This is a genomic window from Candidatus Eisenbacteria bacterium (assembly GCA_026388185.1).
Classification (GTDB): Bacteria; Eisenbacteria; RBG-16-71-46; order JAFGJU01; family JAFGJU01; genus JAPLKG01.
In genome coordinates this window covers 156863-181710 of sequence record JAPLKG010000008.1, presented here as the reverse complement: position 1 = coordinate 181710, position 24848 = coordinate 156863, and the positions used below count along the sequence as shown (strand labels likewise).

Below are 24848 nucleotides of genomic sequence, written 5' to 3'. Positions count from 1 at the left end.
CTCAACTCCTCGAAACCATGTATACACCCAGACAAATGACGACCACTCCCAACCAGCGGAGCGGAGAAACATGTTCTCTGAAGATGAGGGTCGATGCGGCGAGAGAAAACACGTACGTCAGGCTTATCAAGGGATAGACGAAGCTGAGCTCTCTCTTCGAAAGCACGTCCATCCAGAGTAGCCCGCTGCTCATGGTCACGAACGCTCCCAGCCATATGTAGCCGGACGTGATGAGCTTGGTGAACTCGGGCCAGAAGCAAGAGAGAGAAAGCTGAAACCCACCCTTCAGAGTGAGTCCATGCTTGACCAGAAGTTGCCCGGCCACAAGCATGGTCACGCACACGAATACGTAGACGGCGGTTTTCATAACCGGCCCTCCTCGATTACTCTGCTTCCTTCCGACTCACGGCCCAGGTTCTTGTCTCGCGCCCCCTCCTCACGAGTTGAATGCGCAGGGCGAACCTCCGAGAGTTGGGCGTTCAGCACGGCCATTTCCTTGGCCAGTATCCTGAGCTGCGTTGAGAAATCCGAGACCTTGTTTGAAAGATGAAGAAGGATCACGAGTGCAAATAGGATTCCGAAAAGAAACAGAGTGGAAGAAGGATCCGTGGCTCCGATCATGGAAGTGATCGAGACCAAGAGCTTCTCCCACACCACGAGTGTCGTCATTGCCACAACTGCAAAGAGCCAGACGAGCGAATACCTTTCTCTCAGCCTTCGTCTTCTCACCATGTCCAGCACGATGAGTATGAGCACTATACTAATCACAATAGCGAAGCGCTCTACTCTGGGAGTTATCATGCTTCACCTCCAGGAACGGTAAGTCTCGTTCTCACAAGTACGGCCACGAGCGAAAGGACGAAGTCGAAGGGATAGATGAGCGCCTTGATGGTCGAGATCGTCGACCTGCCTCCAATCCTTTCACGCACTGTCACCGGGATTTCCTTTATCTTCAGCCCTGCCCTTCCAAGAATCACAAGCCCCACGGAGTCTTTGAACTCGGCCGAGTCGTACCTGGCAAACATCCTTATTGCGCGCGTGCCGTAGGACCTGAAACCGCATGTTGTATCTGTGATTTTCTGTCCCAACACCACCGACGTGAGCCATGCGAACAGACTGATGCCGCACTTGCGAAAGAAAGGTGTTCTGTATCCGCGACTCTCAAGATATCTGGAGCCCACTACGACATCAAAACCCTCTCTGACGACTGGATCTACCAGCGCTCCTATCTCACGGGGAACGTGTTGCCCGTCGGCGTCGACCTGGATTGCGATGTCGTAGCCCTTCCTGTCCGCGTAGACAAAACCCGTCCTCACCGCCTCGAACATTCCGAGGTTGAAGGGCAGCTTGACAACGATGGCTCCGGCTTTGAGAGCCGCGTCGGCCGTAGCATCGATGGATCCGTCGTCTACCACCAAGACGTCGACAGAGGGAGCCTCTCTCTTCACCTCTTCCACGACCTTGCCCACGTTTGAGACCTCATTGTAAGCCGGAATCACCACGAGAATACGTGAACCTCTTGTCACTGTCTCACCTCTACTTCTATCCTGGCCACGGCCTCTTCGGCCGCGCTGGCTGCCTCAGATGCGCTAGGACCCTGTGCCACGACGTGCCCGACTCTATCGAGGCTACTCCTGAGTCGAGGAACGGTGTCCCCGATTGACATGTCCATGTGTACGTCCGTCACGCCCGCCACCGAACGGGCGGACTCGACTCCCCGTATCGCTGTTATCCTACCGGGGGGCACACGCAAATAACGTATGGCCGAACCCTTCCTGTACCGCGGTGTCATTTGCGGCGCACGGCCGAAGGAAGTCAGGATCACCGCCTCCATGAGGTCTATTCCGGTAGAAAGAGGCACGAGGTCCGAAGTGATCCTGTCACCTCCGAGCCTCGCACCCACCTCCATGACTCGCGGGCCTTCTTCCGTAAGTCTTAGCTCGGTGTGGCTGGCTGACCAGTCCACTCCGAGCGCACGCACACAGTCCTGAACGGTCTCTCTCACTGCCCGTTCGTCCGAAAACACGGACGGCTGGGTGTGCCCCAGTTCAACGAAATGCGGCGGGCCGCTCGTAATCTTGTCAGTCACGGCGGCAATCGTAGTTTCTCCTCCCCGCGTGACGGCCTCCACGCTAATCTCCGGACCGTCTATGAATTCCTCTACGATGACGTCTCCGCAAGCGGACGCTCGAGCCGCGGCCTCAAAACCTGCCACAACCAGCGAGACGTTATCTATTTTTGTGACTCCCCTGCTCCCCACCGAATCCACCGGTTTGAGGATGCAGGGAAAACCAATCGAAGAAGCAGCCCGGACCGCCTCCTCCGGAGAGCTCGCCTTCCCGAAAGCGACACGCCCCACGTGCGCACGCGCGAGTGTTTCTCTCATCAGCGCCTTGTTTGTACACGTTCGCGCTGCTTCGGCGGGAAGCCCCGGAAGACCGAGAGAGCCCGCAACAAAAGCCACCGTCTTCACCGCAAGATCGGTGCAGACCGACAGGACGGCGTCAACGCTCTCGCTTTCAGCGACCTCGAGACAGCTCCCCTGGTCCTTTATGTCCACGACCACCCGCTTGTGGGCCCACTCGAAGCCGAGAGCCCTGGGATCTCTGTCAACGGCTACGACGGTGAGCCCCATTTCGCAGGCTCGTCTGATCACAAAGGCCTGTAGGAAGCCTGCCCCTATGACGAGCACTTTCCCCGACATCATTTGGCAAGATCAGGAACCAGACTCCTGTTCCTTTCTCAAGAGACCCAGGATGACAACCTCATGATAGCGACCGTCCCTGAAGACGTGCTCCCGCAAGAGCCCCTCACCTTGAAAACCGCATTGCTCGAAGCTCTTCGCGGCGCGTTCATTGTAGGAAAAGACCCTGGCGTAGAGCTTGTGCAGGTTGAGCCTCCGGAAGGCGAAATCGCTCAGGGCCGCAATTGCCTCGGTTCCGTATCCTTTCCCTCTGAAGTCTGCCTCGCCGATGTAGACCAAGACTTCGGCGTTTCTCGCGACCCAGTCGATGTTCTTCACGCCGATATTCCCGATGTGCTTGCCGTCCGACGTCATGATAGCGAACATTCGTCTTGTGTGGTCCTTCAGAAGCTCCTGATACCAGAATTGGTGCTCACTCCCGGAGACAGGGAACACGGTACCAGTGAATCTGGTCACTTCCGGATCATTCACCCACTGGAGCGTTCTCTCCAGATCCTCTGCTCCCAGGGCACGCAGGGAGACTCGATTTGCCTTCATTCTTCTCTTCTCCTCCGTCGCGGTCAGCCCTTCCTGTAATAGAGGGCGATCTTCTTCACGGCTTCGACCACGTCCTGAGCGTCCCGCACGGTCATCCGAGGATAAAGCGGCAGGGAGATAAGCCGCGCGTAGGCATCTTCTGCGACCGGAAAGTCGCCGCTCTTGTAGCCGAAAGTGTCACGATAGTAAGGGTGCATGTGCACGGGCACGAAATTCACGGTAGTTCCTATGTTCTCCGCTCTCAATTCCTCAATGAATCTCGCTCTGTCTATGCCAAGCCTGCCAAGATTGAGAAGCACTGGATAGAGATGCCTCGCATGAGTAGCTTCACGCCGAACGGAGAGAGTACTTACCTCGTCCACGTCGGAGAATGCCTCGTCGTAGAGCGAGGCGAGCTCGTGCCTCTTGGCCAGAAAGGCTTCGATCTTCTCAAGCTGGCAGAGACCGAGGGCAGATTGAATGTCGGTGAGATTGTACTTGAAACCCGGGTACAAGACCTCGTAGTACCACGAGCCCGTGGAACTGTATCTCTTCCACGCGTCCTTGCTCATTCCGTGAAGGCTGTAGAGACGAATCTTGTTTGCCAATTCCTCGTCCTCCAGAGTCACGGCGCCCCCCTCGGCGGTCGTTATGTTCTTGATCGCATAGAAACTGAAGCAGGAGACCTCGCTCAACGTGCCTATCTTCTTGTCCCTGTACTTGGCGCCAAGAGCGTGAGCGGCGTCCTCCACAATCGGAATCCCCTTGGCCCGGGCAATGGCCGCTATTTCGTCCATCCTGCACGGATGGCCCGCGTAGTGGACGGGCACGATGGCCTTTGTCTTACGTGTGATCTTTCCTTCGAGCTGGGACGGATCCATCGTCAGAGTCTCACGTTCGACGTCAACGAGCACGGGTTTCGCTCTCAGATGCAATACGACGTTCGCGGTAGAACAGAACGTGAGGGTCGACGTAATGACTTCGTCACCCTCTTTGATGCCGAGAGCGGCCAGCGAGACGTGGAGCGCCGCCGTGCATGAGCTGAGCGCTATTGCGTGGGAAGCCCCCACGTATGCGGCGATCCTCTTTTCGAACTCGAAGGTTCGGGGACCCGTGGTGATCCATCCTGAGTCGAGCACCTTGAGGACTTCCTGTTTTTCTTCTTCGCCCAGAAGGGGAAGCGCGAAGGGCAAGAACTTTTCACGTACAGGTCGTCCCCCCAGGGATGCGAGTGAAGATTTCATCGGCCTCCTCACTTGTAGCGGTACCTGACGTTGTAGTACACGTCGTCAAGGTAATTCTTTACCAGCCCATCCGAGAACATCTTCTGAATCTCCAGCACTCCGGACTTCACGGTGCGTCCTACCCTGTAACCTAACACGTGACGCGCCTTGTCAAAAGAGACATGGTAACTGCGCGGGTCAGGACTTTCGTCGAGGGTATCGACGCCGATGCCGGGGATACACTGTCTGACGATGTCTCCGAGTTCGGCGATCCTGTAGTTCTGTTCGTTGCTGCCGATGTTGAAGGTCTCTTTGTCCACCCGTGAAGGGGGCGACTCCAGCAGCATGACGCAAGCCTCCGCCACATCTTCGACATGTACGTTGGGTCTCCATTGCTTGCCGCCGTATATCTTGATCTTCCCTTCCTTCACGGCCTTTGCCGAGAGGATGTTCACGACGAGATCGAACCTCATCCTGTAGGACGCGCCGTAGACCGTCGCCAATCTCATGATTGAACAAACCACGTCGGTCCCGTCGAAGCCTCTGAGTATTATCTGCTCGGACCTGAGGTTCGTTTCCGCATATAGAGACACGGGATTGACTACGGAGCCTTCGTTCAAGACGTAGTCTTCTGCGGCCCCATAAACGCTGCACGTAGAGGCGAATATGAACCTCTTGAGCCCTTTGTATTTCGTGATCTCCACCATCAATTTCGTGGCCTCGTAGTTGATCGCATGCGTGAGTTCCGGCTTCAATTCGCAGGCCGGGTCTCCCACAAGTCCTGCCAGATGAACGACCGCGTAGCAGCCTTCCATCGACTCGGCGACGTCCTCGATGTGCCTGATGTCTCCTTTCACGAGCTCGAAGTCGGGGTTCGAGTGGAGTTCGCTGACGGAAGCGTCTCCGAAGAGCAGGCTGTCCAAAGCCCTGACTGCGTAGCCCCTTGAGAGCAGCTTGCGTACCAAGTGGGAGCCGACGTAGCCGGCCCCTCCCGTGACAAGGACTCTTCCTTTTTCCATGTTTACCACCTCAGTCAATATGGATCGGCACTCTTAACGTTGACCTTTCCAACCGAACACGCCCAGAACGAGCGACCTGATGGGGGGACCGAGCCCCTCGAGAAGGATCTTTTCTTCATTCCTGAAAATGCGCACCAACCTGGCCGATCCCCAGAAAACCAGGATTCCCAGTACGCATATCGCGATCAGACTGCCGACCGAGCTAATCCGCCTCGCAAAGACAAAGAAACTCAGCAAGGGCAAAGAGGCCAGGTAGCATCTCCCGATGAAACCCCAAGGTATCGAATAGCTGAAGCCCACTCGTCTGAGCGTGTAGTAATAGACAAAAGGCGAGGCCAATACTACCAATCCCACCGGCACCACCGCGCCGTACAACCCGTATCTGGGTATCAGTACAAAATCCAATCCCACGTTCACGGTAGCATTGCAGATGTATATGACGAGATTCAACCAGGTGAGCTCCCTCACGTACAGTGCCATGCTCAGTGGAGTTGAAAAGAACGAGACCGAGAAAATCAAGAAGAACATCTGAGCCAGCGTTCCAGAGCTGGCCATTTCCGAACCGAAGAGTATTCTAACAGCTGGTCCCGAAATCGCCGCGCCAAAAATGGAGATCGGTGCCACCAAGACAAAGAGAAGCTTGTAGTAGCCGCTGATGGCGTCCCCGAGAGATTCTCTCCTCCTCGAATAGACTTCCGAAAACGTGGCCAGGAGCAACGGCCACACGGCTCCAGGCACCAGCTCGAGCATCTGTTGTGGAATCCTGTAGCCGAGATCAAAGAGTCCCGCCTCGACGGGAGTCCTGAAGTAGCCCAGGAACAGCGTCTCCGACTGTCTCCACGTTATGAGGTTGAGCAGAGATATCACGGCAAAAGGCATAGAGTACCTAAGTACTCTCCTCGCGTCGGACAGGGAGGGTCTGAGACTCAGGGGGACATGAAGAGCGCAGCGATCAAACAGAGCCACCGCAAGCATGGCCCCCGAGACGGCTGCCGCCACCAGAACACCCAAGACCCCATAGCCCATCTTCAGAAACACTACGGTCAGGCCAAGTGTGACGAGAAGCGAGATGGTCGTGTACACGCTGAGGAGTTTCACGTCGTAGAAAGAAGTCAGCATCTGCGAAAGCAGAAGACCCACAAGATCGATCAGAATGAGGGCCACTCCGACTTTGAGAATGAAAGCCAGACCGGGTGTCCGGTACAGAACTTCAATGCTGCCCGCCCCAAAGGTGAAGATGGCAAGAAATACTGCCCAGGCTATTACCTGTACGACGAGCACGAAAGCAAAAAGCCCTCTCATTCCCTCGACGTCACGCTTGATCCTCAGCTCGGGCATGAATCTCAGAAGAGCCTGACCCAATCCCAATCCGCAGACGAAGGCCAAAAAGGTCAGAATCGTTCTTACGATGCTCAGAACACCATAGTCATACCTTCCAAGACCCCTCACTACGATGATCGAAGTGGCCACACCTATGGCAAGCCGTGTCACCCTTGCGCCGACACTCCAGCCCATCGCCACGGAGACCTTGCGTGCAGTGAAGTTTCGTCTCGCGTCGTCTCCGGTCACAACCCCTTCCGATGTGGCACCGCGGCCTGTCCATCGGCCGTCGGCTCGCCCTGATCGTCCCAGTCTCTCACGCTTCTCCCTGTATTTTGTTCGTCAACCTAGAATTGGGGCGCACTGGATTGTTCAGACTCGAATCCCGCAGTGTCCTCACGATCGCCTTCCTTGATCCCAGACCGGCGCGGTCCCGTCGCCCCGACAGTTTTCGTGACATCGAGATCGAGCTGCCTCACAAAAAACGAGAACAGATCGCGCACGTGATGCGGAGGGACATCGAGCTCCTTCGAAGAGAGAAAGCAAGCACGGCTGTACTCGTCCGAAGGATGAAAGCCATGCATCGCCTCGAGAGCCTTGCTTCCCACGTGGCTCGGCACGATCAGATGGCCCGGATTCATGACGAAGATGATCTCCCCATACTCGTTGGTTCTAAATCTCAGACCCAGCTCTGTCCTGTCCGCGTCGGACAGGATTCTGCCGAATTGGAGCGGGGCGAGCACCTTCTCGATCTGTGCCTTCGCCTCAGTGTCCTTGGGCCAGAAGCGCGCCATCGTCGCATCGAAAAATGCCTGATGGCGGGAGCCGTCGAGCCCGGAACAAGTCATCACCGACTGTAGGTCATGACATTCCGTGACGGGTGTCATGCCGTGGTCAGAGAAGACAAAGAGTTCAACGCACGAATAGAGTCTTTCGGCCCTCGCAACGAGCCTTCTGATTCTTACGCCCGCAGCCGCAAGCGCCTCCTTGGTCTGTCTGGATTCCAGGCCGAAGCGATGTAGGGCGGCATCCAGCTCGCTCAAGTACAAGAAACAGCACCGAAGTGGCCCGTCCGAGAGAGCGCCGGACGAAGCCTCCGTCCTATGCTCGTCGGAGCGATTCCATCCGCTGGAGTAGTAGGGAACAGAACACGACGTGAGTCTATCGAAAATGTTCGGACACCCTGACAGTGCGCCGGGGGCCCACAGGTTTTTCCTTTCGACGTAGTCAAGACGATGGAGCATCGAGACGGGGACTTCGTACAGACAGAAGTAGCCTGAGATTCCGTACATCGCGCGGGTCAACGCAGACACGAGGCTGCGGGTACGATGATTCTCTCTCAACAGCGCGGGCAAGACGAGCATGGGAAGAGTCCACTTGAAACAAGAGGAGAACTTCGCCTTCTTGAACAGACACCAGTTGCCGTGCACTTCCGGCATCTCTCCGCTCAGGATCGTGGGGATCGCTGCCGAGCTGAAGCCGAGGACTGTCTCCACGGGATACCTGAAGGGCAACATGTCTGAGAGAAAGGCGTGCGCCTGGGCAAACTGCCATCCGAGTGCGTCCACAAGCACAAAAATGGAGATTCTCCCGTATCCACGCTTGCTCCTGACGCTTCTCTTGTTGTTCATGGATGAGATTCCCCGACAAGCGCGCTCGCCAACAGATTCCAGTCTTGAGCCTCGACTCTCCTGCGCCCGAATTCGATCATGCACGCTGCTTCAAGATAGCCGTTCTCCCTTGGCGGGCTCACGGATTCCTGAATCGCATACAGGACCAAAGGAAGGAGCGCGAGTCTTCGTTCCTCGCCCCACAGGGGAAGCCTGGCGAAGCGACCCAGCCTGTCAACGTGGCCCAGGGCACTCCTCAGCTCCGTCAGAGAGTCCTTGAGCCTCCCTCGCAGAGGCCTAAGCCCCACCCTGAGCAGAACAGACGGGTACGCTGTCCAGTCCGTGAGGTTCGCGAACGTTCTATTTTGCTCGACCCACCTGAAGTACTTCTCGTGCAAGAATCTCGCCTCCACGCAAAGCCGAGCGGGGTCCTGCGTGGGCAAGACTCCGAAATCTGCCGTGAGTTTGAACAGAGTGGCGCTCTTATGTTTTTGGAGAAAATCCCCATCGGCGACAGAACTTCCGGACATCTCATCGATTCGCTTCATCCTCTCAACGTACGACCAGTGGTAGAGCTTTCTTTCGAGCAAGATTGCATCGCCCGCGGCAAGTACGACCTTGCTCCACGCGACGGCAGCGTTTTTCCTGGAGACGGAACCGGTCTCGCCGCGCTCAATCGAGAGAAGAACGTAAAGCAGACCAATTCCTCTGTTCAGAAAGAGTCGCGTGGCCTCGGTCAAAGGCAAATCGGAGCTGGCGAACGACGGGACCTGCTCAAGGACGTCGGGTGAACCCCAGAGAATCTTGCTCCCGTACTTGAGGTCATAGAGAAAGATGGTAGGTCGAGCCTCACGAAACTGAGAAGAGCACATGTAGCCTATGTCCAGAAAATCCACGCCAAGAAGCTGCGCCAGAGAACTCTTGAGATGTCGCAGCACGCCCGACGCTATGCCTCGTCTCGTTCCGACGAGAAGCAGGTCAAGGTCGTTGAACGGAAGGCCCGGCGCACCGTCGTCTCTATGCAGAGTCCCCTCCCCCCTACCAAAACCACCCGCCAATACTATGGCTTCCAGGCCCTTCTTGCCAACCCTCTCCACTATGTATCTTGCTGCCCTCTCCAGGACCCCCCGGAGTCTCTCTTCGTCATCTGTCGAACCTTCGTAGACTAGCTCTTCCATCAAAGAAACGACCTGGAGGGCCCTCCTTGCTCAAGAATGAGAGGCTCGAGCACATCAGACTCTTCTATAGATGAATTCTGGGATGGAGTACTTGTACCTGTTGAGGACGACGCCGACTACGTTACAGCCGGACTTCATGAGCGTGTCTCGGGCGCGCGCAACGGCTTCTCGTCGGGTGCTGAGTGCACGCACCACAAGAAGCACGCCGTCCACATGACTACCGAGAACAGACGTCTCCGGGTACGATAGGACTGGCGGTGCGTCAAGAAAGAGGTATTGAAAACGAGATCGAAGGCTCTCTACAAAAGCAGCCACTCCCTCGGTCCCCGCCAACTGAAACATTCCAGCCGTGGTCATCCCGCTCGTTATGACACAAAGATTCCTGCGAGTCGTGGTCTGGATCACGTCCTCCAGTCTTGCGTCCCCTCTGGCGTACTCCACGAAACCGGCTCTGTTCTCCAGTCCGAACAGCTCATGCTGGGTGGCGTCCCCCGGATTTGCATCCGTGACGAGTATGTTTAGCAGAGGATCGTCGGCGAGCGCCTTGGCGAAATTCGCGGTTATTGTGGACACACCCTCCTCTGGAGTAGCGCTCGTCAAGAGCAGCGAGCGAGACTTGCGAGAAGGAAGCTGCGACTCCACAAGATTCCTCATGATGCCGAGCTCGCGCCACACCGAGCGTGGTATGTCGCCCGAAAGCGATGGGCCCAACTCGGACTCTTCCGCAACAAGACCCCCTGACTCCTCACCTCGTCTTCGTTCTCTGTCAGCCTTGTCAAGCGCTTCTGAGATCTTGCTCACCTAAGCCCCTCCCGGTTTGCATTTCGATGCCGACATCTTGTGTCGGCCGTGTCAGGATAGGCACCCCATTTGATCGAGTTTCAGTCACACTGCTGAGAGATCACGCGCCCCTCCGTCGCCTGCTCCTTCCCCAAGCCGCCATCCAAGTCCTTGACGGCGGTGAGCACAAGTCTATTGTCGATGAGCCGTGCTTCCTCAACAAAGCCGAGTAGGAGAGCTCTGTCACAGACAAAGTTTATCAGCCTCGGCGTTCCACCTGAGTACCTATAGATCTCGTCAAGGGCGTCGCCGGTAAACTTGAGCGACCCGTCTGAACCGGCTTTGGCCATGCGCGTTGTCACATACTCTTCGACGTCGCCTCGGGACAAAGGCGTGATCGTGCACACACCCGGAATCCTCTGCCTGAGCTGCCTCAGGCACCTCAACTGCAGAAGCTCCTCAAGCTCGGGCTGCCCCACGAGCGCTATCTGGAGGAGTTTTCTGTCGTCGGACTCCAGGTTCGACAGCATGCGTATTTCCTCGAGAGAGGCGACGGGAACATTCTGAGCTTCATCTATGATGAGAATCACGCTTCTGCCTCGGCGTCTGGCTTCGACAAGAAATTGCCCGAGATCCATTAGAAGCTCTGCCTTGCTCTTTCCTTTGACCGTGCAGCCGAGTTCCTTCACGACGATGGAGAGAAGCTGTTTGAACGAAAGCTTCGGGTTCAACACGACCGCCAGGTCTACGCCGCCATTGAGCGACTCAACGAATGTTTTGACCACCATCGTCTTCCCCACTCCAACCTCTCCAGTCACCGCCGCAAAGCCCTTATGTTCCCCAAGGGTGTATCGAAGATAGGCAAGCGCGTCCTGATGGCCCTTGCTCGAGAAAAAGAACCTGGGATCCGGTGTCACGCCGAAGGGATTTTCTTTGAGTCCGTAGAAATCCTCGTACGTCACTTCTTGCTCTCCAACTCTTGCAGCGTCCTGTCCCAGCCTTTCAAGTCAACAATTGACGCAACGACAGGGACGCCGATAAGAGTCTCGGCCTCGCTCTTTGTCTTCACCGAATGATCAAGACTGTCAAACAAGAACGCCAAGCCTATTCCTACCAAGAGGCCCAGCAGAGGCCCCAGAGAAAGTCTCACGTAGTCCTTTGTCCTGAGCGCCACGGCATGGGAAGGTGAAGAAAGCAGGATGACATCCCACTCGGGAGAGCTCTCCTTGGAAACCATGGCTTCGGTCTTCTTACTCGTCAGGGATTCGTAGTCCTTCTCAAGTATTCTTATCCTTGTATCGAGATCGCCAAGCACGGCGTCTTGCTCGGGATATCCCACCAACTGCGCCTCCACTCTGGCCACACCCTGCTTGAGCTGATTCTCATTGGCCACGAGTGGGCCCAGTCTGGCTTCGGCGATCACTATCGCCTGCTTCACCTCTTTGCTCAACTGGTCTTCCACTTCGGCAAGTTGTCTCCTGAGCGCAATAACACGTTGGTCCTTGTCCGTATAATTCGCCTGCACTTTCTCCAGTTCCTGCCTGATACTTGCTCTGGTGCCGCGAAGCGTAGGTATGACGGACTGGCCGCCAAGAGCCTCGTCGTCAAAAATGGGCATCTCCACGTCAGGATTGCTCAAGAGCTTCCTCATCTGAGCGATCTTGGCTTCCTGGACAACTCGCGCAGAAACGGCGTCGCTGACCTGCGAAGACAAGTTGTTCCACATGTCAAGCAGCGTCTTGGTCTTCCAATCAAGATCGTTTACGCCGTGTTCCTGCATGAACACTTCTCGCTCTTTGCGCAATTCGTCAAGTCTGGTCTTCACCTCTTCGATTCGCGTGTCGAAGAAACCCAGAAGGCCAGGAGCAAGACCCGTCTCCCGCCTGTACTTCACGTACGCGTCGGTCAGGGCCTGGGTCACCGTTCTTGCGACTTCGGGCTTGTAGTCCACATATGAGATGGCCAGAACGTTCGACTCCCCTACGATTCCTGCCTCAGCAGACGCAGCCCTTATCCTAATGCGCTCCTTTTCAGGCACCTGGGTCTGCCATCCGTCGAGTATACCCTGGGCCTCTGCTATGACAACCGCACTGGTCGCAGTTTGCTCCTCCGAACTAACCTGCTCTTCCCAGGGAAGCACGGTCACGTAAGGGACGATCGCACTCTCTTTCTGCCCTCTCCTCAACAGCACCGTTGATGTGGACTTGTACAACGTCCTCGATCCGAGTGTTTGGACGAGAACAACGATGGTCGGAATAGCAAGAACAGTGAGGATTACCCACTTCTGCCGGAACATGATGCCGAGGTAATCCCTCAGCGTAGCTTCGTACCTTTCTGTCTCGCGCTCTGCCACTTTTCCTCGCTTGACTCTCGCTCAGTTCATCACGCCTCGTCCTGCCCGCACATCGCGCCTCTCTATATCATCGTGTTGGAGTCTCCAGGTTACTGGTTGCTTTCCAGTCAATCGCGTAGCGCGCCCAGATATACCAGAGCCACGGAGACGAGGTCTTAGTGAAGAACTGCTCAAGGAAGACGTCGACCTTTCCAATAAAGGTGGAGGGTACATAGATGATGTCGTAGGCACGCACTGTCCTGTCCTTTGAGGAGACTCTATTCTTGAGAAGCCAATCAACGTTGACTCTCATACCTACAACCGTGTCAGGAGACGTCCTCCTGATGACGAGGACGCTATTCAGCTTGGCTGCGTTGGTCCCACCCCCCGCCCTCGCTATGGCTTGCGTGACGGTCAAGGGCCCAAGAACCTCGTAGGCGCCCTGCGACTTGACCTCTCCCATAACGAAGACGTAGTTGCCGGCGAGTTTTCTCACCAAGAGAGATACTTTGGGCTCGACTATGTACTGGCTCAACCCCTCGGCGATTGCTGCGGCGACCTCACTGGGAGTCTTGCCGGTAGCGCCAATCTGGCCCACTATCGGGGCCGAAATCGTGCCGTCAGGCAGGACGCGCGTCACCGTCGACAGGTCATTGTTGTAAAGAACACGGATTTCCACCTCATCGCCCGACTGGAGCTTGTAAGAATCCGCCTCCCAACCTACCCGGTCCTTTCCTGCTTCCCATACACCTGCCTCCTCCGGCTGCGTGAGTTTCTCGAGCCTTATGATGCCACTCTCCATGTTTGAAGGCGCCTTCTCAGTTGTCGCACAACCTCCAACCGCGAGTGAAACGAACATCGCCAAGAGCGGCAAGTAGCTTGTCACGCAGCACATGCGTCGACTTCTCCGCGGACCCCAGGCTTTCATGGCCCCGAGAAGACAACCAGCCTCGCCACGGCGAGGTCTGCCACGCACTTTAGAGGAGGGAGCTCTTCTACCAACCAGAGACAGCTTCACGTGTTTCCACTCCTTGCAGCGATCGTCAGACGAACCGAAGCACCAGCGCCGAAGTCAGTCGTTAAAATAACAGAGGCAAATCGGGGTGTCAAACAAGCGATAACCCCAAGAGCCTCTTACCCCTTGACCTCCAGCAGCAAGACACGTGCCAAGCCTAGTAGGCTCCGGTGCCGGAAAGGACGGCCGGAATGGTCCTGAGAAGAATCCGTAAGTCTAAGAGAAAGGACCGGTTACGAATATACTGGGTGTCAAGTCTCATCCACTCGTCAAAACCTATGATGCTTCTGCCGCTGACCTGCCAGAGACACGTCATACCTGGTTTCACGGCCAGCCTGCGCATCTGCCACGGCTCATAGAGCCTCACCTCTTCTGGGACAGGCGGCCTTGGTCCGACAAGTGACATGTCCCCTCTCAAGACGTTGATGAGCTGAGGAAGCTCATCAAGACTGCTCTTACGCAGGAAGCGACCTACTCGCGTAATTCGTGGGTCGTCGAAGAGCTTGAACACTGGCCCGTCCATCTCGTTCAGGTGAAGAAATTCCTTCTTTATTCCTTCCGCCCCGACGAACATCGAACGGAATTTGTAGAAGACGAAGAGGGTTCCCCCCTGGCCTACTCTCACCTGTTTGAACAGGACAGGACCGGGCGAGTCTAGCTTTATCGCCAGCGCAATGAGACAAGCCAGGGGGATTCCCAAGATCATGCCTATTAGCGAAAGAACAAGGTCAAGCACTCTCTTAAAGTGGCGCAGGTAGAAAGTATCATCCGTGATGATCCACAAGGCACGTGCCGCGGTCTCTCCCCGGACAATCATCCCGGACGCAGGATTTCCGGATGGCCCGGCGTAGGGCCCAGTGCGCGAGACCTCGGAACGCCCTTGCGCTCTGCCTGTAGGCTCAAACGACGAACGGAATAGCACTTCTCTCATGTGTCAACCCCAAACAAAAGAGCCGGTCCCGCTTCTCAAAGCAAAACCGGCCTGTGCCGTCAATCAGACTTGAGCAAAAAGAATCTGACACCGGCGCTCAAGAAGCAAAGGACGAAATACCGAAAGGTCAACCTCCCAACAGGGAGATCCTTATTCAGTTTTCAGAAATCGCCCTTAGCAAGCTTGAGCGGCGCATCACCTCCGTAACGCAAAGACACTACACAATTTTGGACGTTCTGGCCTCAGTATATGACTGAGGTTCGGACACCCTTGCGATCTCCTTGGAAGGCACGAGAGTCACGTGCCCCTTGCCGTTCCTGGAAGGTGTCACATTCTTGAAGAGGCAACCTCCCACGTAAAGAACCGTCACGAACAAGATTCTCAAGTCCAGCCATATGCTGCGATTCTCTATATAGAAAGCATCGCAGGCAAGCATCTCTCTCAAGAATGGGGGGACGGCACCCTTTTCTCTGTTCGTTATCTGCCACAGACCCGTCAACCCGGGCCTGACGCGGCAGCGATTACGCACAAGGTAGTAGAGGTCTCCCTGGCAGTAGAGCTCCTCCGGTATCAAAGGACGCGGGCCAACGAGGCTCATTTCCCCTTTGAGCACATTGACAAACTGAGGAAGCTCGTCGAGCCCCGGCCCCCTTAGAAATCTCCCTACCCTGGACACTTCCTTTTCTACTGGTCTTCGCTGGTCGAGAAACACCTCACACGGTTCCGGCATACTCCGGAACTTATATATGGTGAAGGGCCTCTCTCCTATTCCTACTCTCTTTTGCCTGAAGAGAACCGAACCGCGCGTTCCGACCCTGGTGGCGAGAGCGATGAACAGGAAGAGCACAGAAAAGAACACCAAGCAGACCGACGAGACGACTACGTCGATCACGCGCCTAGTCGCTTCCGAACGCTCTACCAATTTACCCACCTAGCCAAGTCTACGTAACCACAAGCATGATGCGCTGGCGGCCGGCGAGTGGAAAACACGGCAGCCTGCGGTCCACAGAACTGACCGTGACCCTTCCTTGATCAACCCCCGGCTTGGCTGTGGGCCTATACCACTGGTTGGTGGCAACAACAAGCTACCCAAAAGAAACAGGGCAGCCACGACTCGCCCGACAAGAAGCACACAGCCTTAACCGTAGATACTATAACACGCTCCACCGCAAAAGTCAACGCTTTTCTGGTAGTGGACGCGTTCCGCGCCTCTGTTCGCGAGTAGCCACGGGCTCCAACTCTCAAAGGCGTCGGCCTTTCCCGGGGGTCAGTAGAGCGATAAACTCTGGCCACCTACCACGAGGAGCATGGCTGCAACAAGAATGGACGAGACGATAACAGGAATAAGAACGGCCGCCACTGCCTTCCAGGAAGATGTCCCGTTTTGCATCCGTCGCTCCGAGGCCATCGGGGGTCACGCGGAAACAGTATTCCGCTCGTCTCATTCCCCCGTATCTCGTTGTGGATCTTGAGGCGCTGTGCTAGAGTAAGTCCGACTTCAAAGCGTATGCTTGCACAAGGTTCAATCGCTTTCAAGAACAAAGTTCCATCCAAGGACGCCCTGAGAACGGTGCGCGGGGAGAAGGATTAGGGCGTGGCAACTCGGCATTTGGAGGAACGGACAAGGGTCATGTTGCGACACAATCCTCCGATTCTGCTCTATCACAAAGTTGACACTAGGTTCGAATTGGGAGGAACATGGGTGACGCCTTCACAGTTCGAAAGTCACGTCAGGTTCTTGAAGGAGAGCCAGTACCGTTTTTGTACGTTGGAGGAATTACTTCCGGAAGCGGACGCTTCCGCCGGTCACGCCAGGGCGGTCGCGATTACTTTCGACGACGGATACCTCGCCTTGAAGGACTTTGCTCTCCCGCTGCTGAGGGACTACTCAGTTCCTGCCTCGGTCTTCATCGTCACTGCCTTCGTTGGTAAGAAGAATCTCTGGGACGTGAACGTTGGCTGGAGAAAATTCGAGCATCTTGCCTGGAGCGACATCGAAACCGCCGCGTCGTACGGGACAAAGTTCTATTCACACACCGTTACTCACAGGGACCTCACGCGTCTCAGCGACGGCGAGCTGAGGGAGGAGCTGGAGAATTCGCGCGTCACAATACAACGCAGACTTGCGCAGAAAGTACCCTATCTTTCGTATCCTTTTGGCATTTATAATGCTTCGGTAGCAAGAGCGGCCAGAGATTGTGGGTACGAGGCCGCGTTTACACTCTTCAAGAAACGTGGAGAGAATGTCGATCCACTCTATAGTATGGAACGAACTGCCATTTACAGGATCGACACAGTCGGCTCTCTCAGAAGAAAGCTCGAGGGAGGGCCGACGGCGAAGCTCGAGGGACTGAAGGCTCGCGCCATCAACTGGTGCGCGAGGGGAACACCCGTGGCAAAAGGATTACTTAGGGGCACTCGAAGAGACTCCGCTCCTGGGCCTTTGGAGGAACAATGAGAAATCTCTGCGGGACTGTCTGGGCCGGCAGAAGAAAGAACATATCTCTTGTGAGCGTCTCGGCCGCGTTGCTGATGGCGCTCGCGTGGACACTCGCGCCAGCGACGGAGGCCGAGGACGCGATTCTCGGCCAGGCAAGGCCGCGCAACGCAGTCTCTTTGGACTCGACCGACTCCTGTCACGTACGACCGGCTCGCACGCCTTTTGACGCCGGAGAATGGTTTCAGTTCTCGATACAGTACGGCGTCATAAAGGCCGGCGATGCGCTCATGCAGGTGGAGAGCGTCGAAGAGATCGAGGGACGACGGTGTTACCATCTCGTTTCCAAGGCAGAATCAAGCGGCCTTTTTTCCATGTTCTACAGGGTGAGAGACAGAATCGACTCCTATCTCGACAAAGAGAGTTTCGTCACCAGGCGCTTCTCCAAGAATATATCCGAGGGCAACTATCGGACGGCGTTTACCGTGAATTTTGACCATGCAAGGCGGATCGCGACGTATTCGGACGGAACTGAGATGGAGTTTCTTGCCTGCGCGCAGGACATCCTGTCGGCCTTCTTCTACGTCAGAACTCTCAACCTCGGCGTCGGAGACAGTGTTCAAGTCCCTTGTCACTCGGACAAGAAGAATTACCCGCTCGAGGTCATGGTCTATCGCAAGGAGACAGTGGATACGCCGATCGGCAAGTTTGACTGCGTCGTAGTGGAGCCAATCTTGAAGTCCAGCGGTCTGTTTCGTCAGAAAGGACGTCTCACTATTTGGCTCACGGACGACGAATACAAGATTCCCGTGCTCATGAAGAGCAAGGTTGCGGTGGGCTCCATTTCTGCGATTCTCACTGGTATGCATCTCGAAAATGCCGGAGGAAAGTATGCGAGATACTCGAAGGAGTAAATTGCGCGCTCGAGCTTCCTCGTCACGCCCGAAGCGAGTGCAGAGTGCCGGGCGGGCAGGCGCGCACACACGTGCCGGACGCGGACGGCCCGGGTCGCAGGTTTCCATCTCGCTCCGGAAAAGCAAGGTTACGGTGGATAGCTTTTCGCCCGGCTTCTCTCCTTCCTTGAGCTGCGGCGAAATTCACAAGATCTTTCCCGACATACTCGCCGGAAGAGACTTCAAGAAACTCGTCGAGGCCATAGTAAGTGCGAGAAAACACAGGCGGCCCGTCATATTCATGATCGGCGGGCACGTCATAAAGACCGGAGTGTCGCCGCTCATCATACAACTCATCGAAGAGAATGTCGTGACGGCTCTAGCCATGACCGGGTCGGCTGCGATCCACGACGTCGAGATCGCCATGTGGGGGAAAACCTCCGAGGAAGTGGAGGACGCCCTCCAAGAGGGCGTGTTCGGGATGACGGCCGAGACCGCGCACTTCATGAACAAGGCCGTGGCGGCGGGGTTCGAGAGAGCCGAAGGCATGGGTCGCGCGCTGGGAAGCGCACTGCATGAGGCAAAGGCTCCCTTTATCGAGAAGAGTCTGGTGGGGAGCTGTTACGAGAAGGGTATACCTCTCACGGTCCACGTCGCAATCGGGACTGACGTGATTCACCAACACCCTGAAGCGTCAGGCAAGGCCATCGGCGAAACCAGCATGCGGGACTTCAGGCTTTTTGTTTCGCTCATCGAGCACCTGAGAGGCGGTGTCGTTGTTAACGTCGGTTCGGCCGTGATACTCCCCGAGGTTTTCCTCAAGGCAATTGCAAGCGTGAGGAACAGGGGAACAAGATTCTGGCCCTTCACTGCCGCCAACATCGACATGATTCAACACTACAGGCCGCTGAGGAATATCGTGGAAAGACCCACGAGGATAGGAAGGGACTCTGTGGGGATAAAGCTCACCGGCCATCACGAGATAATGATCCCGCTTCTGACGGCGTCCATTCTACACAGACTCTCTGGCGCTTGAACGCCGAAGGCCAAGCCTCTCCACACTTCGAGAAGCGCACGCCTCGAATCACGAAGCTCCGGAGAAGACGCCGCGAGCGTCCGTCGGCCTACTCGCGCGACTCCGCTCTCCCCAGAAATCTCTCCCTCAACACAAGCCACAGGAAGACGACTCCTTCGAGATTTCTTCTCCAGAGACGCTTCGGATCGTGAACGAGCCTGTACAGCCAGGCAAAACCTACTCTGTGCACCCACGCCGGAGGCCGCGCCACGGCTCCCGCGATGAAGTCAAGCGTGGCGCCCACACCTATGGTCACGGGCACGCCGAGTTTCTCCAGGTTTCTGGAAATCCATTTCTCTTGCTTCGGGGTACCGAGAGCCACGAAGAGTATGTCGGGCGAAGCGTCGTTGACAAGCCGAATCGACCTCTCCGTCTCGGTTTGATCGCGCAGTATGTTGTACGCGGGCGAGTAAGTGCCCGCGATTCTGAGGGCAGGAAATTGCCGCTTCAGAATCAGGGAGGCTTTTTCGGCAATCCCGGGACTCGCGCCCAGAAAGAATACCGAGTAGCCCTTTCTTGCAGCAAGCTCGCACGAGAGCGGCACCAGATGCTCGGAACCCGTGACTCTCTCCAACAACTTCACTCCGAATATCCTCGCCCCGAGAACAATCGATATCCCGTCAGCTGTCACGAGATTGGAAGTATGCAATGCCTGGAGGAGCTCAGAATCCTTCTGGGCCTTCACCAGCTTCGCGGCGTTTGCCACTATTATCTTGTGGGGCGTTCTGGAGGAGACAAAGCCGTCGATTGCCCTGACTGCGTGAGCAGAAGTCACGTTGTGAACGGTCACTCCGAGCAGGGTAACGGTCTCTTTCACGTACAAATCCTTGGTGGACCTCTGTGGAAGCTGCGTGCGTGAGATCGCAGGCTCAATTCAGAAATTCAAAATCACACTGCAGAATAGTGTAAGCTAGAGCGCAAGTCAAGGCGTAAGACAAACCACTTTGGCGTGCCGCTCGTTCATGCTATGCTTACAGGTTGTATGTGACTTCATGGTTCCTGCAAGTTTCGCCAAAGGTGTCGTCTTGCGAGGAGGCTTTTATGCCAGAACCTTCCGATAAAGTGAAGAACCTTCCGACCTACGCTCTTGCAAAACTCTTTGCGGCAAAGGACAGAAAGCTTCGCGAGGGTGTCGACGTTATTGACCTCGGTGTGGGAAATCCAGACTTGAGACCGCCGGAACCCGTCATCCGCGCCCTGCACCAGGCCCTGGACGATGTCACCAAGGAGAACCACCGCTATCCTGCTTTCGGTGGTCTTCCAGAGTTTAGAGAAGCGATCGCCGGTTGGTACTCGAGGCGCTTCGGCGTGACGCTTGACCCCGACAAGGAAGTCTTGCCGCTCGTCGGCTCCAAGGAAGGCCTCGCCAAGTTCATGCTGGCCCACTTGAATCCCGGCGACGGCATACTGATAACTTCGCCATGCTACCCGGCCTATCTGGGTGCTGCTACCGTGGCGCAGGCCGACACTTATCAGGTGCCGCTCCTCGAGAAGCATGACTTCATTCCTCAGCTTGATCAGATTCCGAAAGATGTTCTGAAAAAGGCCAAACTGATACTCGTCAACTTTCCAAACAATCCCACCGGCGCCCTGGCGACTGACGATTTCTACGAACGGCTCAAGGAGTTCGCGCTGGAGAACAACATCTTCATCATGTCAGACATCGCGTACTGCGATGTCTGCCTCGACCCGCGCTTCAGGTCCAAGAGTTTCCTGCAGTTTGACAAGAACAAGGAGAACTCTATCGAATTCCACTCTTTCTCGAAGTCGTTCAGTATGCAGGGATGGCGTCTCGGGTTCGCGTGCGGCAACAGCTCGGCCGTCGCCAATCTGCTCAAGATAAAATCTAACATGGACTTCGGCGTGTTCATGGCCGTCCAACGGGCTGGAATGGCCGCCCTGGAAGGGGCGGAGACTTTTTCCAAACAAATGTCCGAGGCCTACAGAAAGAGGCGCGACGCGTTCATACCCGAGCTCGTAAAGACTGGCTGGGACGTCAGATCTCCCATGGCGACGCTGTACGTGTGGCTCAAGATACCCCGCTCTTACTCGTCTTCGGACGATTTTGCGGATGACCTGGTCGAAAAGACTGGTGTGTTGGTGGCTCCCGGTTCGGGGTTCGGAAAGTACGGCGAGGGCTACGTCAGAATATCACTCATCGCGAGCGAGGAAAGGCTCATCGAAGCGGTGAGACGAATGAAAGAGGCGGGCTTCAGGTACTAGAAGCGGGAGCCTCTGCTAGGGGGCGGGAGTTTCGACCAGCCCGGCGATTTCTTTCTTGGAGCAAGGCCCGAGCGCCACGACCGACAGGCTCTCACGCCTCAAGACAAGCTCGGCCGCTCTGGCGATGGTCCCCGCATCCACTTGATCGATCATCGAGACAAGTTCATCCAGGGACACGTACCTGCCGCAATATATCTCCGACTTGGCCAACCTCGCCATTCTGTTGCTCATGCTTTCAAGCCCGAGGAGAAGAGAACCCTTGAGCTGCCACTGAGCGCTTCGTATCTCGTCGGCGGAAGGACTCGATTCCAGCGCCTTCTCGAATTCCTCAAGCACGATGGTGAGAGCCTTACCCGCAGAATCCGGCTTGACCCCCATGGAGGCGCAGAAGAGCCCGGAATCCTTCAAAAAATCTGCGTAGCTGTACACCGAATACGCCAATCCCTCCTCCTCCCTCACTCTCTGGAAAAGCCTGGAGCTCATCCCTCCGCCCATGATGACGCTCAGCACGAGTAGAGAAAATCTAAGCTCGTGATTGTAGGAGACTCCCCTTGTCCCCAAACAGACGTACTCCTGCGCCAACTCTCGTTCGTAAACCTCCGTCTGGCGACTGTAGTCGGGAGGAAGTCCGCCGTCCGCCGACGTACCGCCGTGTGGAAGCGCGAAACTTCTACCGAGCAGCTCCACGAGCGCGCCGTAGTCGAATTTCCCGGCCACCGATATTATGACGTTGGAAAGAAAATAGCGATCGGTGAAGAAATTCAACAGTCCTTGCCTGTTGAAGCCACGCACTGTCTCGCTGTGTCCGAGGATAGAACGACCGAGCGGGTGATCCTTCCAGATGACTTGAGAGAAAAGATCGTGGATCTGGTCGTCAGGTGTGTCCTCGAGCGTACCTATTTCGTCCAGTATGACGCGTTTCTCTTTCTCAATCTCATTCTCGTCAAACAGCGAATGACAAACGATGTCCGAGAGCACGTCAACTGCCAGAGGAAGCTGTTCTTCCAAAACCCTTGCATAGAAGCAGGTGAACTCTCTCGAGGCAAACGCGTCGAGGTGACCACCGACGCATTCGAGACTTTTCGCTATCTCGAGCGCGTTGCGCTTCGCGGTGCCCTTGAACGCCATGTGCTCTATGAAATGAGAAAGCCCGCTTTGGCCCCACGTTTCATTCCTGGAACCGGAGCGTACCCAGACGCCGATTGACACGGACCTGACCTCGGGAACTTCCTCGGCCACCACCGTCATACCCTGGCTCAGGCAATCTCTGTGAAACATACCCTCAGTCATGATCAACCTTTACGACGCACCTCCAAGATACCAACCGCCTATCGATTTCTCCATTCGCTCGGCGGCACACCCGCGCGCAGAGACGGCGAAGCGCCTGCCAGCATCGAAGACGAACGGCGAGGCGTCCAACCTCAGGCGTCGGGAGTGGAAGCCGCCCCGAGTGCTGCCTTTCTGCTGAGCTTGATCTTGCCTTCCCTGTCTATGCCGATCACCTTCACCATGACCATGTCGCCCTCTCTGACGACGTCCTCGACGCACGCCACCCTTCGATTCTCGAGCTCCGAAATGTGAACAAGTCCGTCCCTACCGGGAAGTATCTCGACGAACGCCCCGAACGGCACGACCCGCTTGACCTTGCCATGATATATGCGGCCTATCTCGGGATCTTCGGTGAGGCTCTTTATCATCATGAGGGCCTTCTCGCCGTTGGCAGCATTGTACGAGGCAATCTTGATCTCGCCGCTGTCCTCAATGTTCACCTTGGCGCCTGTCTCTTCGGTTATCTTCTTGATGACCCTACCGCCAGGACCGATCACGTCTCTTATCTTGTCCTGGTCAATCTGAATCACGGTTATCCTTGGAGCATAGGGCGACAACTCCGACCTCGGAGCAGAAATGCATTTGTCCATGGCATCGAGCACGTGGATCCTGGCGTCTCTGGCTCTCTCCATGGCAGCGGTCAGAGTATCAAAACCGATGTGCGTCGCCTTTACGTCCATCTGGAAAGCCGTGACACCCTTGCGAGTCCCCGTCACCTTGAAGTCCATGTCACCGAGGTGATCTTCAATACCCAGAATGTCGGTCAGGATTTCGAACGAGTCGTTCTCCTTGACCAATCCCATCGCGATTCCCGCGACCGCGGCCTTGATTGGAACTCCAGCGTCCATCAGGGAGAGACTTGCGCCGCACACCGTTGCCATAGAGGAGGAACCGTTCGACTCCAATATGTCTGACACTATTCTTATCGTGTAGGGAAACTCCCCTGAAGCGGGTATCATGGGATGGATGGCCCGTTCGGCAAGAGCTCCGTGGCCTATTTCCCGCCTGCCTGGCCCCCTCATCGGTCGGACCTCCCCGACGCTGAAAGGAGGGAAATTGTAATGCAGCATGTAGGTTTTCCAACTCTCTCCCTCGAGTTCTTCGACCCTCTGTTCGTCGAGTGACGTGCCCAGAGTTGTGACGACCAGACTCTGTGTCTGTCCCCTCGTGAAGAGCGCCGAACCGTGAGTTCTCGGCAGGACGCCGACCTCACAAGAAATGGGTCTTATTTCGCCGGGGGAACGGCCGTCAACCCTTCTCTTCTCGGTTAGAATCATTCTCCTCAGGTCTTCTTTCTCGATGTAGTTGACTATCTCGCCTATCTCGAGTTCTCTTCCAGGAAACTTCTGGCCGAGCGCCAGGCTAGCTTCCTTCTTGGTCCTCTTTATGGAGTCCTGTCTCTTCTCCTTGTCAGACACCCTGTTTGCTTCTCTGATTACTTCAAGGTAGTTTGCCCTCATTTCCTGCAGCAAACCAGGATCCATCTCGCGCACAGGGACGACCATCTTGGTCTTACCGCACATTTCCCTGAGCCGCGTCTGAATGCCGTTCACTTGACCGATGTGCTCGTGCGCGAGAGCCAGGGCGGCGATGAGATCCTTTTCGTGGACTTCCTTTGAACCACCCTCCACCATCAAGACAGATCGATCGGTGCCGGCGACAACGACGTCCATGTCACTACGATCCAGTTCCGAGAACGTAGGATTGACCACGAATTTCCCATCTATCCTCCCGATCCTCACGGCAGACACGGGCTCCGGGAAGGGAATGTCAGACAGGCACAGCGCGGCTGAAGCCCCCACCATGGCCAGGACATCCGAGTCGTTCTCTTGATCGGAAGAAAGCACCGTCGCCACTATCTGGAGTTCGTTCTTGAAGTCCTTGGAGAACATCGGGCGTATCGGCCTGTCTATCTGCCTGGAACTCATGATCTCTTTTTCGGTCGGTCTACCTTCCCTCTTGAAGAACCCTCCGGGAATTCTGCCGGCCGCGTATGACTTTTCTCTGTAATCCACCAAGAGAGGCACGAAATCAAGCGACGCCTCGAGGGGCTCCTCTGAGGCAACTGCGGTAACAAGTACCACGGTATCGCCGTAACGGACCGTGACTGCTCCCGAGGCTTGCTTGGCAACCTTGCCTGTTTCTAAGACCAGCTTTCTACCAGCCAGTTCCAATTCAACGGTGTTTGACATCAGACTACCTCCAAAAAAAACGGATAGCTCCCGCCGAACCCTACGCGCTCCGCGCAAGTCCGACACCAAGA

General features: G+C 56.0%; 24 protein-coding genes. 4 read left to right on the top strand and 20 right to left on the bottom strand.

Going from position 1 to position 24848, the window contains the following annotated elements:
- Position 1 precedes the first annotated feature (1 nt).
- The 17 genes from NTX17_03610 to NTX17_03530 all read right to left on the bottom strand — a co-directional run bounded on the left by NTX17_03610 (position 2) and on the right by NTX17_03530 (position 16018).
- Positions 2–367, bottom strand: coding sequence for an EamA family transporter (locus NTX17_03610; GenBank protein ID MCX5800456.1), 366 nt, complete (start codon positions 365–367; stop codon positions 2–4).
- Positions 364–801, bottom strand: a complete 438-nt coding sequence (locus NTX17_03605; protein MCX5800455.1) for a DUF2304 domain-containing protein — start codon at positions 799–801, stop codon at positions 364–366. The genes NTX17_03610 and NTX17_03605 overlap by 4 nt, the downstream gene beginning before the upstream one ends.
- On the bottom strand, positions 798–1526 hold the full coding sequence (locus tag NTX17_03600) for a glycosyltransferase family 2 protein (protein ID MCX5800454.1): 729 nt from the start codon (positions 1524–1526) through the stop codon (positions 798–800). Before NTX17_03600 ends, NTX17_03605 begins: the two co-directional genes overlap by 4 nt.
- Positions 1523–2707: an ATP-grasp domain-containing protein gene (locus tag NTX17_03595; protein ID MCX5800453.1), complete on the bottom strand. Its 1185-nt coding sequence runs from the start codon at positions 2705–2707 to the stop codon at positions 1523–1525. The genes NTX17_03600 and NTX17_03595 overlap by 4 nt, the downstream gene beginning before the upstream one ends.
- A 9-nt stretch (positions 2708–2716) precedes the next feature.
- Positions 2717–3241, bottom strand: coding sequence for a GNAT family protein (locus NTX17_03590; protein MCX5800452.1), 525 nt, complete (start codon positions 3239–3241; stop codon positions 2717–2719).
- Positions 3242–3264: 23 nt separating this feature from the next.
- Positions 3265–4464, bottom strand: coding sequence for a DegT/DnrJ/EryC1/StrS aminotransferase family protein (locus NTX17_03585; GenBank protein ID MCX5800451.1), 1200 nt, complete (start codon positions 4462–4464; stop codon positions 3265–3267).
- 8 nt (positions 4465–4472) lie between these two features.
- Positions 4473–5462, bottom strand: coding sequence for an NAD(P)-dependent oxidoreductase (locus tag NTX17_03580; protein ID MCX5800450.1), 990 nt, complete (start codon positions 5460–5462; stop codon positions 4473–4475).
- Positions 5463–5495: 33 nt separating this feature from the next.
- Positions 5496–7031, bottom strand: a complete 1536-nt coding sequence (locus tag NTX17_03575) for a flippase (protein MCX5800449.1) — start codon at positions 7029–7031, stop codon at positions 5496–5498.
- 98 nt (positions 7032–7129) lie between these two features.
- Entirely contained in the window at positions 7130–8413 is a 1284-nt protein-coding gene (locus NTX17_03570; GenBank protein ID MCX5800448.1) for an alkaline phosphatase family protein, read from the bottom strand.
- Positions 8410–9570 carry a hypothetical protein gene (locus NTX17_03565; GenBank protein ID MCX5800447.1) on the bottom strand — a complete coding sequence of 387 codons (1161 nt, stop codon included), beginning with the start codon at positions 9568–9570 and terminating at the stop codon, positions 8410–8412. Before NTX17_03565 ends, NTX17_03570 begins: the two co-directional genes overlap by 4 nt.
- A 54-nt stretch (positions 9571–9624) precedes the next feature.
- On the bottom strand, positions 9625–10371 hold the full coding sequence (locus NTX17_03560; protein MCX5800446.1) for a CpsD/CapB family tyrosine-protein kinase: 747 nt from the start codon (positions 10369–10371) through the stop codon (positions 9625–9627).
- An 80-nt stretch (positions 10372–10451) separates the two neighbouring features.
- Positions 10452–11312 (bottom strand): AAA family ATPase, encoded by an 861-nt coding sequence (locus NTX17_03555; protein ID MCX5800445.1) that lies wholly within the window; start codon positions 11310–11312, stop codon positions 10452–10454.
- Complete coding sequence (locus NTX17_03550; GenBank protein ID MCX5800444.1) at positions 11309–12703, bottom strand: hypothetical protein; 1395 nt, start codon at positions 12701–12703, stop codon at positions 11309–11311. Before NTX17_03550 ends, NTX17_03555 begins: the two co-directional genes overlap by 4 nt.
- Positions 12704–12770: 67 nt before the next feature.
- A complete protein-coding gene (locus NTX17_03545) occupies positions 12771–13577 on the bottom strand; it encodes a polysaccharide export protein (GenBank protein MCX5800443.1) in 807 nt (268 codons plus the stop codon).
- A gap of 277 nt (positions 13578–13854) precedes the next feature.
- Positions 13855–14628, bottom strand: coding sequence for a sugar transferase (locus NTX17_03540; protein MCX5800442.1), 774 nt, complete (start codon positions 14626–14628; stop codon positions 13855–13857).
- A 217-nt stretch (positions 14629–14845) separates the two neighbouring features.
- Positions 14846–15550, bottom strand: a complete 705-nt coding sequence (locus tag NTX17_03535) for a sugar transferase (protein MCX5800441.1) — start codon at positions 15548–15550, stop codon at positions 14846–14848.
- Between the two features lie 345 nt (positions 15551–15895).
- Entirely contained in the window at positions 15896–16018 is a 123-nt protein-coding gene (locus NTX17_03530; GenBank protein MCX5800440.1) for a hypothetical protein, read from the bottom strand.
- A gap of 204 nt (positions 16019–16222) precedes the next feature.
- Here NTX17_03530 and NTX17_03525 point away from each other — a divergent pair, with 204 nt between their 5' ends.
- The 3 genes from NTX17_03525 to NTX17_03515 all read left to right on the top strand — a co-directional run bounded on the left by NTX17_03525 (position 16223) and on the right by NTX17_03515 (position 18994).
- On the top strand, positions 16223–17086 hold the full coding sequence (locus tag NTX17_03525; GenBank protein MCX5800439.1) for a polysaccharide deacetylase family protein: 864 nt from the start codon (positions 16223–16225) through the stop codon (positions 17084–17086).
- Complete coding sequence (locus NTX17_03520; GenBank protein ID MCX5800438.1) at positions 17083–17979, top strand: DUF3108 domain-containing protein; 897 nt, start codon at positions 17083–17085, stop codon at positions 17977–17979. The genes NTX17_03525 and NTX17_03520 overlap by 4 nt, the downstream gene beginning before the upstream one ends.
- A 133-nt stretch (positions 17980–18112) precedes the next feature.
- Positions 18113–18994 (top strand): hypothetical protein, encoded by an 882-nt coding sequence (locus NTX17_03515; protein MCX5800437.1) that lies wholly within the window; start codon positions 18113–18115, stop codon positions 18992–18994.
- An 88-nt stretch (positions 18995–19082) separates the two neighbouring features.
- Here NTX17_03515 and NTX17_03510 read toward each other — a convergent pair whose 3' ends face one another.
- Complete coding sequence (locus tag NTX17_03510; GenBank protein ID MCX5800436.1) at positions 19083–19850, bottom strand: WecB/TagA/CpsF family glycosyltransferase; 768 nt, start codon at positions 19848–19850, stop codon at positions 19083–19085.
- 224 nt (positions 19851–20074) lie between these two features.
- Here NTX17_03510 and NTX17_03505 point away from each other — a divergent pair, with 224 nt between their 5' ends.
- Positions 20075–21256, top strand: a complete 1182-nt coding sequence (locus NTX17_03505) for an aminotransferase class I/II-fold pyridoxal phosphate-dependent enzyme (protein MCX5800435.1) — start codon at positions 20075–20077, stop codon at positions 21254–21256.
- Between the two features lie 15 nt (positions 21257–21271).
- Here the strand turns inward: NTX17_03505 and NTX17_03500 are convergent, their stop codons facing one another.
- Together NTX17_03500 and pnp are read right to left on the bottom strand one after the other, a co-directional pair.
- Complete coding sequence (locus tag NTX17_03500) at positions 21272–22546, bottom strand: pitrilysin family protein (GenBank protein ID MCX5800434.1); 1275 nt, start codon at positions 22544–22546, stop codon at positions 21272–21274.
- A gap of 131 nt (positions 22547–22677) precedes the next feature.
- Positions 22678–24777, bottom strand: coding sequence for a polyribonucleotide nucleotidyltransferase (gene pnp / locus NTX17_03495; GenBank protein ID MCX5800433.1), 2100 nt, complete (start codon positions 24775–24777; stop codon positions 22678–22680).
- Between the last annotated feature and the right edge of the window lie 71 nt (positions 24778–24848).